Annotated in this window: 17 protein-coding genes and 3 tRNA genes; 13 read left to right on the plus strand and 7 right to left on the minus strand. The window is 63.9% G+C overall.

What is annotated here, in order from left to right:
- Window positions 1-121 precede the first annotated feature (121 nt).
- Together ACVWY3_RS07125 and ACVWY3_RS07130 are read right to left on the minus strand one after the other, a co-directional pair.
- A tRNA-Thr gene (locus ACVWY3_RS07125) sits at window positions 122-196 on the minus strand.
- 162 nt (window positions 197-358) lie between these two features.
- On the minus strand, window positions 359-838 hold the full coding sequence (locus ACVWY3_RS07130) for a hypothetical protein (RefSeq protein WP_456837833.1): 480 nt from the start codon (window positions 836-838) through the stop codon (window positions 359-361).
- Window positions 839-1,145: 307 nt separating this feature from the next.
- On the opposite strand from ACVWY3_RS07130, the gene ACVWY3_RS07135 reads away from it, so the two are divergent.
- Window positions 1,146-1,631 carry a hypothetical protein gene (locus tag ACVWY3_RS07135; RefSeq protein WP_456837834.1) on the plus strand — a complete coding sequence of 162 codons (486 nt, stop codon included), beginning with the start codon at window positions 1,146-1,148 and terminating at the stop codon, window positions 1,629-1,631.
- Window positions 1,632-1,674: 43 nt separating this feature from the next.
- Window positions 1,675-2,163 (plus strand): hypothetical protein, encoded by a 489-nt coding sequence (locus tag ACVWY3_RS07140; RefSeq protein ID WP_456837835.1) that lies wholly within the window; start codon window positions 1,675-1,677, stop codon window positions 2,161-2,163.
- 146 nt (window positions 2,164-2,309) lie between these two features.
- On the opposite strand, the gene ACVWY3_RS07145 is transcribed toward ACVWY3_RS07140, so the two are convergent.
- Window positions 2,310-2,395 (minus strand) — tRNA-Tyr (locus tag ACVWY3_RS07145).
- Window positions 2,396-2,601: 206 nt separating this feature from the next.
- Here ACVWY3_RS07145 and rlmB point away from each other — a divergent pair.
- Window positions 2,602-3,429, plus strand: a complete 828-nt coding sequence (gene rlmB / locus ACVWY3_RS07150) for a 23S rRNA (guanosine(2251)-2'-O)-methyltransferase RlmB (RefSeq protein WP_456837836.1) — start codon at window positions 2,602-2,604, stop codon at window positions 3,427-3,429.
- A gap of 15 nt (window positions 3,430-3,444) precedes the next feature.
- On the opposite strand, the gene ACVWY3_RS07155 is transcribed toward rlmB, so the two are convergent.
- Both ACVWY3_RS07155 and ACVWY3_RS07160 read right to left on the minus strand, forming a co-directional pair.
- Complete coding sequence (locus tag ACVWY3_RS07155) at window positions 3,445-4,476, minus strand: LLM class flavin-dependent oxidoreductase (RefSeq protein ID WP_456837837.1); 1,032 nt, start codon at window positions 4,474-4,476, stop codon at window positions 3,445-3,447.
- A gap of 88 nt (window positions 4,477-4,564) precedes the next feature.
- Window positions 4,565-6,622, minus strand: a complete 2,058-nt coding sequence (locus ACVWY3_RS07160) for an ATP-dependent helicase (RefSeq protein ID WP_456837838.1) — start codon at window positions 6,620-6,622, stop codon at window positions 4,565-4,567.
- Window positions 6,623-6,752: 130 nt separating this feature from the next.
- On the opposite strand from ACVWY3_RS07160, the gene ACVWY3_RS07165 reads away from it, so the two are divergent.
- Window positions 6,753-7,343 (plus strand): TMEM175 family protein, encoded by a 591-nt coding sequence (locus tag ACVWY3_RS07165; RefSeq protein ID WP_456837839.1) that lies wholly within the window; start codon window positions 6,753-6,755, stop codon window positions 7,341-7,343.
- Here ACVWY3_RS07165 and ACVWY3_RS07170 read toward each other — a convergent pair.
- Entirely contained in the window at window positions 7,340-7,735 is a 396-nt protein-coding gene (locus tag ACVWY3_RS07170) for a YciI family protein (protein ID WP_456837840.1), read from the minus strand. The two genes, ACVWY3_RS07165 and ACVWY3_RS07170, sit on opposite strands and share 4 nt — an antisense overlap.
- Before the next feature lie 662 nt (window positions 7,736-8,397).
- Between ACVWY3_RS07170 and ACVWY3_RS07175 the strand changes: the two genes are divergently transcribed.
- A tRNA-Gly gene (locus ACVWY3_RS07175) sits at window positions 8,398-8,471 on the plus strand.
- A 168-nt stretch (window positions 8,472-8,639) separates the two neighbouring features.
- On the opposite strand, the gene ACVWY3_RS07180 is transcribed toward ACVWY3_RS07175, so the two are convergent.
- Window positions 8,640-9,290, minus strand: a complete 651-nt coding sequence (locus ACVWY3_RS07180; protein WP_456837841.1) for a GntR family transcriptional regulator — start codon at window positions 9,288-9,290, stop codon at window positions 8,640-8,642.
- 100 nt (window positions 9,291-9,390) lie between these two features.
- On the opposite strand from ACVWY3_RS07180, the gene ACVWY3_RS07185 reads away from it, so the two are divergent.
- The 8 genes from ACVWY3_RS07185 (at window position 9,391) to ACVWY3_RS07220 (ending at window position 16,484) form a co-directional block, all read left to right on the plus strand.
- Window positions 9,391-10,185 (plus strand): enoyl-CoA hydratase/isomerase family protein, encoded by a 795-nt coding sequence (locus tag ACVWY3_RS07185; protein WP_456837842.1) that lies wholly within the window; start codon window positions 9,391-9,393, stop codon window positions 10,183-10,185.
- Complete coding sequence (locus tag ACVWY3_RS07190; protein WP_456837843.1) at window positions 10,182-11,387, plus strand: CaiB/BaiF CoA transferase family protein; 1,206 nt, start codon at window positions 10,182-10,184, stop codon at window positions 11,385-11,387. The genes ACVWY3_RS07185 and ACVWY3_RS07190 overlap by 4 nt, the downstream gene beginning before the upstream one ends.
- A 797-nt stretch (window positions 11,388-12,184) precedes the next feature.
- Complete coding sequence (gene gmd, locus ACVWY3_RS07195) at window positions 12,185-13,255, plus strand: GDP-mannose 4,6-dehydratase (protein WP_456837844.1); 1,071 nt, start codon at window positions 12,185-12,187, stop codon at window positions 13,253-13,255.
- Entirely contained in the window at window positions 13,236-14,195 is a 960-nt protein-coding gene (gene fcl / locus ACVWY3_RS07200) for a GDP-L-fucose synthase (protein ID WP_456837845.1), read from the plus strand. Before gmd ends, fcl begins: the two co-directional genes overlap by 20 nt.
- 62 nt (window positions 14,196-14,257) lie before the next feature.
- A complete protein-coding gene (locus ACVWY3_RS07205) occupies window positions 14,258-14,710 on the plus strand; it encodes a DUF2231 domain-containing protein (RefSeq protein WP_456837846.1) in 453 nt (150 codons plus the stop codon).
- Complete coding sequence (locus ACVWY3_RS07210) at window positions 14,707-16,041, plus strand: PQQ-dependent sugar dehydrogenase (protein WP_456837847.1); 1,335 nt, start codon at window positions 14,707-14,709, stop codon at window positions 16,039-16,041. Before ACVWY3_RS07205 ends, ACVWY3_RS07210 begins: the two co-directional genes overlap by 4 nt.
- Window positions 16,042-16,071: 30 nt before the next feature.
- Window positions 16,072-16,275, plus strand: a complete 204-nt coding sequence (locus tag ACVWY3_RS07215; RefSeq protein ID WP_456837848.1) for a hypothetical protein — start codon at window positions 16,072-16,074, stop codon at window positions 16,273-16,275.
- A 35-nt stretch (window positions 16,276-16,310) separates the two neighbouring features.
- The gene (locus ACVWY3_RS07220) at window positions 16,311-16,484 is read left to right on the plus strand and encodes a hypothetical protein (RefSeq protein ID WP_456843572.1); all 174 of its coding nucleotides are present in this window, start codon (window positions 16,311-16,313) and stop codon (window positions 16,482-16,484) included.
- Window positions 16,485-16,594 lie beyond the last annotated feature (110 nt).

Below are 16,594 nucleotides of genomic sequence, written 5' to 3' on the forward strand. Positions count from 1 at the left end.
GCTACCCGATCATTCGGGTCCATCGCTAGACCTCCGCAAGACGGCTCTCTGCTGCGACGATAACGCCGAACTGATGATTTGGTTCTTGCGTCAGGCCACGAGGCGGTGTCGGCTAAACGAATGGTGCCGGCTGAGGGGATTGAACCCCCGACCTTCGGTTTACAAAACCGCTGCTCTACCGCTGAGCTAAGCCGGCGACGCTGGAAAGCGGGCAGGGCCCGGCCTGCGCCGGAGCCGTCGGCCCGTGCGCGCCGCAATATCAGACTTGGCTGGAAAGTGCCAGAACCCGCGACCTGTCGCGAATACGAAACAGGCGGCTCGCGGGCCGCCTGTTCCGTTTGATCCGACTTGTGCCGCCTTATTGGCACATGTGCCGGCGGCCGTCCTCGCCCTTCACCCAGGTGCCGGGCCGGCAAACGATGCCGTTACGGGCCGCATAGGTATCCCAATTGCCGTACCAGCCCATTTCGCTGCGGTCGTAGCTGCCGTTATATCGGCCGGAATTGTCATAGGCGTACGAATTGTCCCATCCGCGGAACGGTGCCGACGCAACGGCTGCCGCGGTGCCGACCGCGGCACCAGCAACTGCGCCCGCAGTGTCCAGCGGCCAGAAGCCTGATCGCGTCCCGTCATTCGGGTTCACTTGCTGCCGGGCCATGTGCCGGCGCCGATAGGCGCGATCTGTTGCGGGATTGCCGGCGCGGAGATTCTGGCAGTTGGGATCCTGGAAGGGTCCGGTGCAGCGGCCCGAATTGTCGACCGTGCTTTGCGCGAAGGCCGGTGTTGCCAGCGTGGACGCGACGATTGCGGCCAAGCCAAGAAGCTTCAGGCTCGTCATGGCATTTGCTCCATGTTGTTGAGACCTGTGCTAAGTGCGACCTCCGGCGCTGGTTCCGCGGTTTCTCGCCGGCAGGGTCACATCGACGTGAGCCCGCCGAGGATGTGTAATTTGTACGACGCAACCCTGCGCCGCTTGGGCACATGTGGCGAGTTTGCGCCACGTTAACGCTTCGCTAGCGCGCTTTGCAGCATTTGACCGGCGCGCAATCCTTACACATTAGGCTTACCGAAATTGGGCGAGCGGGCCTTAACCCTCTCTGCGCCGCTATCGGATAGGTTGTGCTCCTGATAACCGGGACCTCCTCATGCGTGCCACGGCGCTTGCCGCCTTTCTGATCGGACTGCCCGCAACGGCGTTGGCCGGCGGCGGCTTCGACATCGTCGTGCCCGGCCGTCCCGGCGTGCCGATCATCATCAACAATATCGACGCGTCCTACAGCGTCGTCGAAGGTGTCTGGGGCCTCGGCAAGAACGTCCAGGTGCAGCCGACGATCTATGGCGGGCGTTACATCGCCGAGCGGCAGCCCGACGATGTCGGCCATTACTACCCGACGCTGGGCCTGCGGCCTGCCTATGGCCGGTTCGAGGTCGAGCCGCCCGCGAACCGCAAATTGCCCAAGCCCGCCGAGAGCTATCACCAGAGCTGGGGCGCGCAATCGGCGCCGCTGCCGCCGCAGATGGACGTGCCGGTCGATCCGCCGCCGATGATCTACGCGCCCGAGTTCAACGACCATCCGCGGCCTCATCCGCCGCGACCGCGTGCAAACATTCCCGGCAGGCCGCCGGGTTAAGAAACGTCAAAATCCAAAAGACGAAAATCAACAGGAGAGAGTAATGCGTCAAATGATTTCGGGACTGGTTGCGGCGGCTGCCGTGATGTTCGTCGCGACCGCGCCCGCCGCGGCCTGCGGCTTCACCACTTGCGCGTCCGTCGCACCGGTCTATTCCGGCTGCAACACCGGCTGCGGTGGTTATGGCTATGGCTATGGCTATGGCGCCTATGAGCGTCTCGCCGAGCCGACCACGCAGTACTATTACGTCAACCAGGGCCCGACATATACTGGTCCGGGCGCCTTCGCGCCGTATCCGACCTATCGTGAGGACGCGGTCGTTGCGCCCGCCAATTACGGCTACGGCTATGGCTATCGCGCCGCTGCCTATCCTTATCACCGCCCGTACTACCGTCCGTATCGCTACGGCTATGGCCCGCGCTACGGCTACCTGCCGCGCACGCATTACGGCTATGCTCCGCGCTATGGCTACGCTCATCGCCACGCGCCCTACTACTACGGCGGCCATCGCGTGCTGCGCCGCTATTACTGATCGTTCGATCGGTTGAGTTGACGAGGCGCCTGTCCGCGCGATGCGGGCAGGCGTTTTGTTTTAGCGCGTGCGTTGCGTAGCAGCGATCGCGAAGAGTCGCTCAAGGAGAGACGTTAAAGCTACGATTGCTTGGTGCAGTGAAAGGCTGGTGGGGGAGGCAGGACTCGAACCTGCGAAGCCATGAGGCGGCTGATTTACAGTCAGCTCCCTTTGCCACTCGGGACACTCCCCCGCTCGACGGCAGCACAATCGGGCCGGACCTTGCCGGCGGACCGAAGACGGCCATGGAACGTGAAGGCCGCGACAGCCCGGATGGGGGCGCGACCGGGCGCGTTTATGGGCGAAGCGGTAGGGCAAAGTCAACCGAGGCGAACAGCTAAAATCGCCCCCATTCGCACCCAAATTGCCATATTCCGGGACCCGTGACACAAGCGCCCCATGAAGGATCGAAAATTTGCACCGAAGGGCCCGCGCGGCGGCGCTAAGCCCTTCAACCGGCCCGGAAAACCCGTCGGCCGCCCGTCCTGGCGGGACCGCGATTCGCACGCCGACGGGCCCGTCATCCTATATGGCTGGCACACCGTCACCATGGCGCTGGCCAATCCGGCACGGCGGATCCGCAAGCTGACGCTGACCGAGAACGCCGCCCGCCGGCTCGCGGAAGACAACATCGAGACCCGTGTTACGCCCGAGATCGTCCGGCCCCAGGAAATCGACCGCCTGCTGTCGCCCGACGCCGTGCATCAGGGCCTTCTCGCCGAAGCCGATCCGCTGCCTTCGCCTGACATCGAAACCCTGAAGCAGGAAGGCATGGTGCTGGTGCTCGACCAGATCACCGATCCGCACAATGTCGGCGCCATCCTGCGCTCGGCCGCGGCCTTCGCGGTGAGGGCAATTGTCACCACCGCGCGTCACAGTCCGGAAGCCACCGGCGTGCTCGCGAAAGCCGCCTCCGGTGCACTGGAGCTGGTGCCCATGGTGACCGTGCAGAACCTCGCCCGCGCGCTGACTGCGCTCAATGAACGCGGCTTCCAGACCGTGGGCCTCGACAGCGAGGGCACCGAGAACCTGTCGGACGTCGCACTGCGCGAGCCGCTTGCGCTGGTGTTGGGGGCTGAAGGCAAAGGCCTCAGGCAATTGACCCGCGAGACCTGCAGCGTCGTGGCGCGGCTCGATATGCCTGGCGAAATCAAGAGCCTCAACGTCTCGAATGCCGCGGTGCTCTCGCTCTATGTCGGCGCAAGCCGGCTCGGGCTGATGAAGTAGTGGCTGCCTCGAGCGCTACCCCATCATCTCCCGCACCATCGGCACCACCTTGCGCCCATAGAGCTCGATGCTCTTCATCAGCTTCTCGTGCGGCAATGGTCCCGCAGAATACTTCAACTGAAACCGCGAAATGCCGAGCGCCTTCGCGGTCTTTGCGATCTTGCGCGCCACCGTTTCCGGCGAGCCGACATAGAGCGAGCCGCGCTCGGCCTCGCTGACGAACTCGTCGCGGCCCATTGGCGGCCAACCGCGCTCCTTGCCGATGCGATCGCGCATGGTCTTGTAGTCGGGCCACAGCGCCTCGCGCGCCTCTTCATCCGTCGCGGCAACGTAGCCGGGTGAGTGCACACCGATCGGCTGTGCCGGGCGGCCGAACTCCTTGAAGGCGCGGTGATAGAGAGCGACGTAAGGGGCAAAGCGCGCGGGATCGCCGCCGATGATCGCGAGCATCAAGGGCAGGTCGTAATGGGCGGCGCGCACCACCGATTGCGGGCTGCCCCCGACGCCGATCCAGCTCTTGAGCCGGCCGTTCTCGACCGGCGGATAGACCAGCTGATCCTTCAGCGGCGGGCGGAGCTTGCCCTGCCAGCTCACCGGCTGCTGCGACAAGAGCGCGGCGAACAGGTCGAGCTTCTCCTCGAACAGCTCCTCGTATTTGCGTAAGTCGAAGCCGAACAGCGGGAAGGATTCGGTGAACGAGCCGCGGCCGAGGATCACCTCGGCGCGCCCGTTCGAGAGCGCATCCAGCGTTGCAAAGCGCTGGAACACGCGGATCGGATCGTCCGAGCTCAGCACCGTCACGGCCGAGCCGAGATGGATGTGCTTCGTGCGCGATGCGATCGCAGCCAGCACGGTCTCGGGCGAGGAGATCGCGAAATCGGCGCGGTGATGCTCGCCGAGCCCGATGAAATCGAGGCCGAGCTCGTCGGCCAGCACCGCTTCGTCGACGACATTCCGGATCACCTGCGCATGCGCAAGCAAGGCGCCGGAGGCGTCCCGGGTGACGTCGCCAAAAGTATCCAGTCCGAATTCGAGCGGTGCGGTCATCGATGCGGGTCTCTATGGGGTGATCCGCCAGACTTAATGGACCGCAGTCACGCAACAAGGCGGCATTCGGAAATGCTCGGTTTCCGTTTTACCGCCACATCCCGCGCATCTTTGTCCCGATGTCGATCTTCGGGCCCTGTGCCGCGCTGCGGGCTGCGCCCGCCGTGGCCTTCGGCCAGGCGGTGCGCTCGAACAGATAGACCAGCTGCTCCGGGATGAAGCGGGTGCGCGAGGCGTAGACGTGGCGGTCGCCCTTGGCTTGCTGGCCGTGGGTGAAGAAGCGCTGTGGCACGACCAGGTGCAGATCGTCCTTGGCACGTGTCATCGCGACATAGAGCAGGCGGCGCTCCTCCTCGAGCTCGGCGCTGGTGCCGGCACCGAGATCTGACGGCATGCAGCCGTCGACGACGTTGAGCACGTAGACCGATTTCCACTCCTGGCCCTTGGCAGAGTGGATGGTGGAGAGGATCAGATAGTCCTCGTCGCGCAAGGGCGGACCGGACTTGTCGCTGGTCGCGTCCGGCGGATCGAGCGTGAGCTCGGTCAAGAACTTCTCGCGCGAAGCATAGCCGCTCGCGATCTGCTCGAGCTGCATCAGGTCGGCGCGCCGCGTCTCCGAATCCTCGTGGATGCGGTCGAGATGCGGCTCGTACCACAGCCGCACGCGCTCGAGATCGACAGGCCATTCCGAATAGCGCAGATTCTGGGTCGTGCGGACGAAGTCGGTCCAGTCCGCGCCCGTGCGCGGCGGGACCGGGAGCTGCGAGAGCGTGTGCAGCGGGTCGGTGCTTTCGGCCATCTGGTCGAGCACGCGCTGCGCGGTCGCAGGTCCGATGCCAGGCAAGAGGTGCAGGATGCGGAAGCCGGCGACGCGGTCGCGCGGGTTCTCGGCAAAGCGCAGCAAGGCCAGCACGTCCTTGACGTGAGCGGCGTCGAGGAATTTCAGCCCGCCGAACTTCACGAACGGAATGTTGCGGCGGGTGAGCTCGATTTCCAGCGGGCCCGAATGCGAGGCCGTTCGGAACAGGACCGCCTGGTGCTTGAGCAGCGCGCCTTGCTCGCGGTTGGCCAGCACCTGTTCGACGATGTAGCGGGCCTGGTCGGCCTCGTCGTGCACAGTGACGAGCTGCGGCTTCTGCCCGGCGCCGCGATCGGTCCAGAGGTTTTTGGTGAAGCGTTCGCGCGCCAGACCAATGACGCCGTTGGCTGCCGCGAGCACCGCTTGCGTCGAGCGGTAATTGCGGTCGAGCGTGATCATCTCCGCGCGCGGCGAGAAGCTTTGCGGGAACTCCAGGATGTTGCGCACGGTCGCGGCGCGGAACGAATAGATCGATTGCGCGTCGTCGCCGACCACGGTGAGCCCGCGCCCGTCGGGCTTGAGCGCCAGCAGGATCGAGGATTGCAGGCGGTTGGTGTCCTGATACTCGTCGACCAGCACGTGATCGAAGCGGCCGCCGATCTCCTCGGCAATCAGCGCATCGCTCATCATCTGCGACCAGTAGAGCAGGAGATCGTCGTAATCGAGCACATGCTGGGCCTGCTTGGCCTCGACGTAAGCGGCGAACAAGCCCTTCAGCTCGGCGGCCCAGCCGGCGCACCAGGGATAGTGCGCCCCGAGCACCTTCTCGATCTCCATCTCGGCATTGACGCAGCGCGAGTAGATCGACAGGCAGGTGCCCTTGGCCGGAAAGCGGCTCTCCGTCTTCGACAGGCCGCGCTCGTGCCGCACCAGATTCATCAGGTCGGCGGAATCCTCGCGGTCGTGGATGGTGAAGGCGGGATCGACGCCGATCCGCTCGGCATATTCGCGCAGGAGCCGCGCGCCGATACCGTGAAACGTGCCGGCCCAGGTCAGCGCATCGCGCATGATCGCGGCGTTGTTCTCACCCAGCACCTTGCGCGCGATGCGCTCGACGCGGCCCGCCATCTCGGCCGCGGCGCGGCGCGAGAACGTCATCAACAGGATGCGACGCGGGTCGGCGCCGGCGACGATGAGATGCGCGACGCGATGGGCCAGCGTGTTGGTCTTGCCGGAGCCCGCGCCGGCGATGACGAGTAGGGGGGCGCCCACGGTCGCACCATCGGCGACGCCATGCTCGACGGCGCGGCGCTGCTCCGCATTGAGCGTGTCCAGATATGTCGCCACGAATCGCCCCGGTGAAAGGCGACAGGGTCGGCGATCCCAACGCGAATCGCAATGCGGCTGGACGGAACCGGTGTTAAGACCTAGGGACAACACAGCCCGAAGTTCCAGGCTCGAAAAGCGCGCAACCGGCATGACCGAGCTCAAGCCCGACCAGTTCGAGATGCGGCGGCTGGAATCGCTCAGCAACACCATCTTCGGCGTCGCCATGACGCTGCTCGCCTACGACCTGCCCAGGGCCGCGGTGTTCACCAGCGCGCCCGGCTGGGGCGATCTCGCCCAGGCCTATTCCGGCAAGCTCGCGGGTTTTGCGCTCAGCTTCATCATCGCCGGCCTGTTCTGGATCAGCCATCACCGCCGGCTGGCACGCCAGGCGGTCGGCACCCGCGGCGCGGTGATCCTCAATCTGTTCTTCCTGCTCTCGATCGTGCTGCTGCCGGTGACCAACGGCCTCTACACCAATTACGCCATGAGCAGCGCGGTGGCGGTGCTCTACGGCCTGCATCTGACCGCGATCGCCGGCCTCAATGCGTGGCTGTGGTGGACGATTCTGGGCGGCTGGCGGCGTGAGACGATGGCCTCGCTGTTTCCGCTGCTGGTGTTCATTCCGGGCACGATCGTCGCGGCATTCGCGCCGCACATCGCGCCCTTCCTGTGGTTCATCGCTTTCGGCGGGATTTTGATTCGGCGCTTCTATGCCGCGCCGGCGGACCAGGGTTCCTAAAGCGCGCGCCCGTCACCCGCTGTCGCGCCGAACCCGTCGGCCGGCACGTAAAGCTTCACCGGACGGATCTCGTAGACCGCGGTCGGATTGACGGCGCGCAGCTTCCGCGCGGCCGCGATCGCCTCATCCTCGGTCTCGCATTCCATGAGGTGAAAGCCCAGAAGCTGCTCCTTAGTCTCGGCAAAGGGGCCGTCCAGCACCATCCCTGCGCCGGGGCCGCGCAGGGTGCGGGCCTTTCGGGTCTCATCCAGCCGTGCGGCCGGTCCGAACTGTCCGCTGGCCCGCAGCGGCGCCTGGACCGCGATGACCTTGGCCACGACCGCAGCGTCCTGCTCCGGCGTCCAGGACAGGACCTCGTCTTCCACATGGTAGGCCAGGATGGCGTAAAGCATCGTCACCTCGTTGATTCTGCTGGGCGCGTCCAAAGGACGTATCACCACAGCCTGCGCCGACAATGGCGGCGTGGAAAGTATTGCATCGCCGGGCGCGGCGACGAAACCGTCCGGAAACCCGATTGCCGCTCCCCGTCGAAAGCCGCCGCGGCAAGCGGCCCCGCGCCCAGAACCTCTGCGGCTTCTAAGCCCCACGCCGCGATCGGCGCGAGCCAATGAGCGCCCTACAGATATCGACCGCCGCAATGCCGTTCCTGCTCTCGCTCGCGAGCCCGACCAGCAAGGTGATCGCCCCGTGCCTGCTCGCCAGCGTCTTTACCGGGCTGCTCGGCGACGAGCCGGCACTTCCGAGCAAAATCCCAAAAGAAAAGGCGCGGCGGGGAGGCCCCGTCGCGCCCGATTTCTTGCTCGCTGGTCCAGGGCTGAGAGCGCCCCGATGCCAAGCCTTGGAGCTTAGCGGGCGATCCCAGCGAGGTGACAGCGCTTGAGATAAGACACTGGATCACCTCCTTTCGTTGGTTTCGGGAGCCTCAATATAGGGAGAAACCGCCCCGCGGTTAAGAGGTGGGGCGAAGTGGCCGGGAACAAGGGCGTTTGCGGGGCGGAATGGCCGGTCAGGGCCAGTTGAGACCGCCGCCGGGCCGTGTTAGGGGATCGCCAACGCGGGTGTAGCTCAATGGTAGAGCAGCAGCCTTCCAAGCTGAATACGAGGGTTCGATTCCCTTCACCCGCTCCAATGTTTTCAGTTGCTTAGTGAGCTTGTTGGTTTTCATTCCGACAAGGGTTCACTTTTGGGCCGCCTGCTTGATCCGCTTCATTTTTGCGTCCTGCTTCTCCTCATCATCGTGATGAAGATGCACCATCGCTTATCGATGACCTTTTCACGGCGCGGGGCGCGGAACCGTCACTCGGGCTTGATGGAAGCGACCATGTCGGCAAAGAGGTTGCCCCCGACGATGATGTGAGCGCGCATCGATTGCTGTGCGTCACTTTCGCTCCCTGTTTCAATCGCCCTGACGATCAGAGCGTGCTCGCCGAATGATGCCGCCAGGCGGGCCGGTCGCGACAAGCTCTGATGCCGGAAGAACCGCATCCGAAGGCGGGTTTCAGTCACGAGATCGGCCAAGGGCGTGTTGCGCGCGCCAGCGTAGATGGCTTGGTGAAATGCGGTGTTGAGTTCGACGTAGCGCGCCGTGTTGCCGGTGTGCACGGCTGATGCGCACTGCTCGTGGATCTCACGCAGGTCGGTTCGTTCGGCGACAGTCATTCGGCGCGCCGCCAGACCGGCAGCCTCCGCTTCGAGCGCAGTGAGAATTTCCACCATGCCGATCGCTCGCTGAGGTGTCATGCTCGCGATGGTTGCGCCTTGGCGCGACCTGAACTTGACGAGACCTTCATTGGCCAAGCGAAGCAGCGCTTCCCGCGCTGGCGTGCGCGAGACCGAAAAGCGTCTGGCGAGGCTCTGCTCGTCCAGCTTGTCGCCGGGGAGCAGCCGTCCCTCGGCGATATCGCTTTCGATCCGTCGACAAAGCTCATCGGAGACGCGAACCCGCATTGGCTGCCCTTATGTATACGCTTATGCCTTTATGTATACGTAGACCTTTTAAAAAAATACATATAATCCGGGCATAGAACAAGGACAACTGGAAACGCCGATGACTTGCGTGGATTTGAGCGGCGCGCCTTTGCTGAAGACGGATGGGCCTATCGCGACGATCAAGCTCAATCGCCCGCGGCAGATGAACAAGATCACCGCAGCCGATCTCGCCGTGCTCTCGGGGCACTTCGCCAGCATTGAGAAGGCAGGTGCGAGAGTTCTCATCCTGACCGGCGAAGGACGCGCGTTCAGCGCTGGATACGACCTCGGAGACATCGCTGCGCGAAACTCGTCTAAGGAAGATGTTCATGCTTCCGGTTTTGCGAACGTCGTCGATCAGCTCGAAACTCTGGCGATACCGACCATCTGCAGACTGAACGGCGGAGTCTATGGCGGCGCGACCGATCTTGCGCTCGCCTGCGATTTCAGGATCGGCGTAGATAGTGGCGAGATGTTCATGCCGGCCGCGCGCCTCGGGCTTCACTATTACAGCAGCGGTCTCATGCGCTTTGCGGCGCGCCTCGGCGTAGCGGCGACAAAGAAGCTGTTCCTCACGGGCCTGAAACTGGACGCGGCCGAGATGCTGCGCATCGGCTATCTGGATGAAGCCGTTCCTGCGGGCAGCCTCGATGCGCGCGTGAAGGAGCTCGCCTCTGTTCTCGCTGCCAATGCGCCGGCCGCCATGCGTGGCATGAAACGCGCCATCAACGAGATCGCCAGAAACTCGTTCGATCGTGCTGCTGCCGATCAGCGTTACCGTGACAGCCTCGTGGGCGCCGAGCTGCGCGAGGGCAGCGCGGCTTTCGCCGAAAAGCGTCCCCCGCGCTTCGGCGCCGACCTGGACGGCCGATGACTGGACCTCACTCACCACCGGCGTCCGCGCTGAAGCCGCGGTCAAAGGGGCCACTTGCTGGACTGATCGTGATCGATCTCACCCGCGTGCTGGCCGGACCGTATTGCACCATGATGCTCGCGGATCTCGGCGCGCGGGTCATAAAGGTCGAGATGCCGGGCATCGGTGACGACGCGCGGCACATCGGCCCCTTCATCTCGAACGCCGATGGCTTGCCGAGGTCAGGCTATTTCTTCTCGATCAATCGAAGCAAGGAATCGATCGCACTGAACCTCAAGGATGCTGCCGACCGCGCGATATTCGAGCGACTATTGCTGGAAGCCGATGTCCTCGCGGAAAATTTTACGCCCGGTACCATGGACCGTTTCGGCTACGGCTGGGAGGCGCTCAGCTCGCGCTTTCCCCGGCTGGTTCTGGCGTCGATATCTGGCTTTGGTCAGACGGGACCCTACCGCGAACTGCCGGCTTACGACATGGTCGTGCAGGCCATGGGCGGTGTCATGAGCTTGACGGGCGAGGAGGGAGGTCCGCCGACGCGCGTCGGAGTATCGATCGGCGACATCGCCGCGGGCACTCATGCGGTGATCGGAGTTCAGGCGGCGTTGATCGAGCGCGCCCGCACCGGTCGCGGTAAGCACGTCGATATTTCCATGCTCGATACGCAGATCTCTCTGCTCGAGAATGCCCTTGTTCGTTATCAAGTCGAGCAAGTCGTTCCGGGGCCTATCGGCTCCAGGCACCCCTCTATCACGCCCTTTGGCGTCTTCAAGAGCAAGGTCGGGCATCTCATCATCGCCGCCGGCAACGACCGGAAGTTCAGAGATCTTTGCGATGTGCTGCAGATGCAGGACGTCAAAGCCGATCCGCGATTCGTCTCCAATTCGTCGCGATGCGAACATCATCGTGCTCTCGCCGAGCGGATCGAAGAGGCGCTGGCCGCCAGAACCGCCGAGGAATGGCTTCCCATCCTGACGCAAGCCGGGATCCCATGTGGACCGATGAACGACATCGCCGCCGTACTGCGTGATCCGCAGCTCAATGCGCGCGACATGTTCGTCCCGTTGGAGGCTCCCGGGGGCATGGTGTTGAAAACCGCGGCCTGTCCCATCCGGTTCGCCGGCGAGCAATTCGCAAACTATCGGCCTGCGCCAGAGCTCGATGCCGATCGCAACGCTCTCCTGCAAGAACTCGGACTGGTCTGATCGGCTCCGCGAAGAGGATTTGAAGCTCGACATGCTTCTTCCGGGAATAACGATCAACACGTCACCGACGGACTTTGCGCCGATCAAACAGGAGCAACTCATCCGGTTCGACGGGGAAAAATGGGAGCGGTTTGGGCCGGATGCGGAGAATATGAGGTAAAAAGATTTCGATTCCGCCAATCGGAGGCTCGATCCATCTCCAGCTAGATGCAACGTGGTGCATCATGAGGACAAATACCTCCGCTTCGTGGCCTTCGATTCATTTGGAAACTGAGGGTGGACCTCATACTCGCTCAGCGAGACTGGCCGGCTCGCGACTCCTCCAGGTAGGCCAGAACGGCCTCCATTTGATAGTCGGAAGGCCTCGTGGCGTCGCCTGGTCTGGTCCGAGGGCTAACAGCTTGCCTGCCAAACAATCGTTCCGCTGCGACCGGCTGAGCCGGATGAGCTGTGCTCAATTCGCGAGACACGTTGCCACCCGTACTTCATGGATTTCCATAGACTAGGAGACCGTTCGGGAAAACTCGCACGACCATTCCGACAACGGGAAATTCCCTTGTGATCTCAAGGGTCCGGAGGGCTGCAGAATGTCGGAACCGGCCTCGCGCGGATTGCGAATTTTGTGACTTCCAAGCTGAGGACGGCGGTTCGATTCCCTTCACCCGCTCCAAATCCCCTTTGGTCCCATACGAAGTTGACGCTGACGGCCGTTCTGTCCAAGAAGGGCGTCAAATCGACGGATGCCACGTACGCGCGGACCGCCCGTGTCGGGTGGCCGCCGGGAGCTTAAGGGCCATATGACTGAGCGGATCGCTCTCATCACCGGTGTGACCGGCCAGGACGGCGCCTATCTCGCCGAATATTTGCTGTCGCTCGGCTATGTCGTGCACGGCATCAAGCGCCGCTCGTCCTCGTTCAACACCGCGCGCGTTGACCATCTCTACCAGGACCCGCATGTCGGCAATGTGCCGTTCCTGATGCATTACGGCGACATGACGGATTCGACCAATCTGATCCGCCTGATGCAGCAGATCCGCCCCACAGAGATCTACAATCTCGCCGCCCAGAGCCACGTCGCCGTCAGCTTCGAGAGCCCGGAATATACCGCCAACGCCGACGCCCTCGGCGTGCTGCGCCTCCTGGAGGCGATCCGCATCCTCGGCATGGACAAGGAGACACGGTTCTACCAGGCCTCGACTTCCGAGCTCTATGGCCTCGTGCAGGAGGTCCCCCAGAAGGAGACGACGCCGTTCTATCCGCGCTCGCCTTACGGCGTCGCCAAGCTCTACGGCTACTGGATCACGGTGAACTACCGCGAAGCCTATGGCATGTTCGCAAGCAACGGCATCCTGTTCAACCATGAGAGCCCGATCCGCGGCGAGACCTTCGTCACCCGCAAGATCACCCGCGCCGTCGCCCGCATCGAGGTCGGCCTCGAGAATACGCTCTATCTCGGCAATCTCGAAGCCAAGCGCGACTGGGGCCATGCCAGGGACTACGTCGAAGGCATGCACATGATCCTCCAGGCCGACAAGCCTGATGATTTCGTGCTCGCCACCGGCGAGACGCGCTCGGTGCGCGAGATGGTCGAGCTGGCTTTCGCCCATGTCGGCCGCCGCATCGCATGGCGCGGGCAGGGCGTCGACGAGACCGGCGTCGACGAGACGAGCGGCAAGACCGTGGTGAGAATCGATCCAACCTATTTCCGCCCGACCGAGGTCGATCTCCTGGTCGGTGACGCCAGCAAGGCACGCCAGGTGCTCGGCTGGAAGCCGAAGCGGACGTTTGCAGAGCTCGTCGAGGAGATGGTGGCGAGCGATCTGGCGGACGCAAAACGGGACGCCGGCCATGGCAAGAACAGCGTTTGAGCTGAAAGGCAAGAGCGTCTACGTCGCCGGCCATCGCGGCATGGTCGGAGCTGCGCTGGTGCGCCGGCTCGAACGGGAGGATGCGAGGCTCGTCACGGTGGATCGCCGCGAGGTCGATCTCTGCAACCAGGCCGCCGTGTTCGACTGGTTCGCCCGCGTGCGGCCGCAGGTGATCTTCCTTGCTGCCGCCAAGGTCGGCGGCATCGTCGCCAACAACACGCTGCGTGCCGAGTTCATCTACGACAACATCGCGATTGCGGCCAACGTGATCCACGCCGCCTACCTGAACGGCGCCGAGAAGCTGATGTTTCTGGGGTCGTCCTGCATCTATCCGAAGCTGGCGGCGCAGCCGCTGCGCGAAGATTTCGTGCTGACCGGCCCGCTGGAGCCGACCAACGAGCCCTATGCGATTGCCAAGATCGCGGGCATCAAGATGGTGGAGGCCCATCGCAGCCAGTATGGCAGCGACTTCATCAGCGTGATGCCGACCAATCTCTACGGCCCCGGCGACAACTATCATCCCGAGATGAGCCATGTGGTGGCCGCCCTGATCCGCCGCTTCCACGAGGCGAAAGTTTCCGGCGCGACGAATGTCGTGGTCTGGGGCACCGGCACGCCGCGGCGCGAGTTCCTCTATGTCGACGACATGGCGGATGCCTGCGTGCACCTGATGAAGACCTATTCCGGGTCCGAGCTGGTCAACATCGGCACCGGCGAGGACATTGCGGTCGCCGAATTCGCGCGTGTCGTGGCCGGGATCGTCGGCTACAGCGGCGAGATCAGTTTCGACACATCAAGGCCAGACGGCACGCCGCGGAAGCTGCTCGATGTCAGCCGCCTCAATGGGCTCGGCTGGCGCGCGACGACATCGCTTCACGATGGTTTGAAGCGCGCCTACGCGGCCTATCTGGCCGACCTGGACATGACGGCGCAGGTGTAGGAACCTTCGCTGCAAGCACGAGTTGGCCGGTCGGGCAGGGCGAAAGTCACACGAGGCCAACCGTGCAAGAAGCTGTGCGCGTGCGCTCTAGCGCGCAAATCGCCGGCCATCCGATTCATCCGATGCTGGTGCCGATCCCGATCGTGTGCTTCATCGGTGCGCTCCTCACCGACATCGCCTATGTCGTCAGCGCCGAGATGATGTGGGCGAATTTCTCCACCTGGCTTCTGCTGTTCGGCGTCGTCTTCGGCGTGCTGGCGGCGATCGCGGGCCTGACCGACTTCCTCGGCAACCGTCTGGTGCGGGCGCAGTCGCCGGCCTGGCCGCATCTGATCGGCAACGCCGTGGCGCTGGTCCTGGCGGTTTTCAACCTGCTGATCCACACGCGTGATGCCTGGACCTCGGTGTGGCCGACCGGGCTCGTTCTGTCCGCACTCACCGTGCTGATCCTGCCGGTCACCGGCTGGCTGGGCTGGGCCATGGTGTACCGCCACGGCGTGGGAGTTGCGCGATGACATCCTTGATTGCCCGCACGCTCGTATGCTCGTCGCTGTTGTGCCTCGCCGGCTGCAACGACGGCAGCGGCGATCCAAAGGCGCAGATCGGCGCCAACCCGAAGCTGCCTGACATCCAGCAATATTTGCTGCCGCCGATACACATTGCGCGCATCGTCGGCTGGAAAAAGGACGAGACGCCGACTGTCGCGCAGGGGCTCCAGGCCAAGGCCTTTGCCACCGGCCTGCAGCATCCGCGCTTCCTCTACGTCCTTCCGAACGGCGACGTGCTGGTGGTGGAATCCAAGGCGCCGAAATCCGCTCCGATCAAGCGGCCCAAGGAAATCGTGATGGGCTATATCGAGTCGTGGGCGACATCGGGCGGCGATACAGGACCGAGCAATCGCATCACGCTGTTGCGCGACAGCAACGGCGACGGCGTGCCGGATACGCAGAGCGTCTTCCTCGACCATCTCAACTCGCCCTTCGGCGTCGCACTGGTCGGCAACGATCTCTATGTCGCCAACACCGACGCGATCATGAAATACCCCTACACCGAAGGCGACACCAAGATCACCGCGCCAGGCACGGTGCTGACTGAGCTGCCGGGTGGGCCGATCGATCACCACTGGACCAAGAGTCTCGTCGCGAGCCCCGATGGCTCGAAGCTCTATGCCGGCGTCGGCTCCAACAGCAACATCACCGAGAACGGCATGGAGGCCGAGCACAATCGTGCCGCCATCCTCGAGGTCGACCGCGCCAGCGGCCGATGGCGCATCTTCGCAAGCGGCCTGCGCAATCCCAACGGCCTCACCTTCGAGCCGCAGACCGGCGCGCTGTGGACGGTGGTGAACGAGCGCGACGAGCTTGGTCCCGACCTCGTGCCCGATTACATGACGTCGGTGAAAGACGGCGGCTTCTATGGCTGGCCCTATAGCTATTACGGCCAGCACGTCGACCCCCGCGTCAAGCCGGAGCGGCCGGATCTGGTCGCCAAGGCGATCGTGCCTGATTACGCGCTGAGCTCGCATGTCGCCCCGCTCGGCATGGCCTTCTACACCGGCACCAGCCTGCCGAGCGACTATCGCGGCGGTGCCTTCGTCGGCGAGCACGGCAGCTGGAACAGGCAGAATCTCAACGGCTATAAGGTCGTCTACGTGCCGTTCGCGGACGGCAAGCCGAGCGGCCCGGCGCAGGACGTCGTCACCGGCTTCCTCGACAACGACGGCCACGCGCGCGGCCGCCCGGTCGGCGTCGCCATCGACCGGACCGGCGCGCTCTTGGTTGCCGACGACAGCGGCAACACGGTGTGGCGCGTGACCGCCGCGCATCCGCAGCTCACGCAGCGATAGACACGGATGAGAGAGACGGAGGAGGAAACCATGGGCCTTGCTCAATACGCCATCGTACCGGTGCGGGACGAATGGGGCGTGCTGCATGACGGCGACGTCAAGAACACATACGCCACCAAGGAAGCCGCGTTCGAATCCGCCGTCGCGGCAGCGTCCCTGGCGCTGCGCGAGGGCCACGAAGTCCATGTCAGCGTGCCCGGCCGGGAGGCCGGCGAGAACGCGCTCGGCATTTGAGGCGTCGACAGCAGACCTGCAAAAAGAAGGAGCTCATGATGACCAAGCCTCGTGAGCCGAACGGCGTCGAACCTTCCCGGTCCGAAGACGACATCCAACGTGAGCAGTTGGGGCCCCGCGGTGTGCCCGACGCACCCGACCCGGCGAAGATGACGCCTCAGCGTGACAAGAAGACGCCAAAGCAGGTCGATCCCGGCCACACCGCCTAGGCCGGGGCCGCCTGGAGGTTAAGGCCTCCGCGTAAAATAACATCATGTTAGGTTTATCGCATAACTGGGTAATTGTGTTACCCAGGCGAAAGCCTATTGTCGCGACCAAT

Source organism: Bradyrhizobium sp. USDA 4486 (assembly GCF_054057995.1).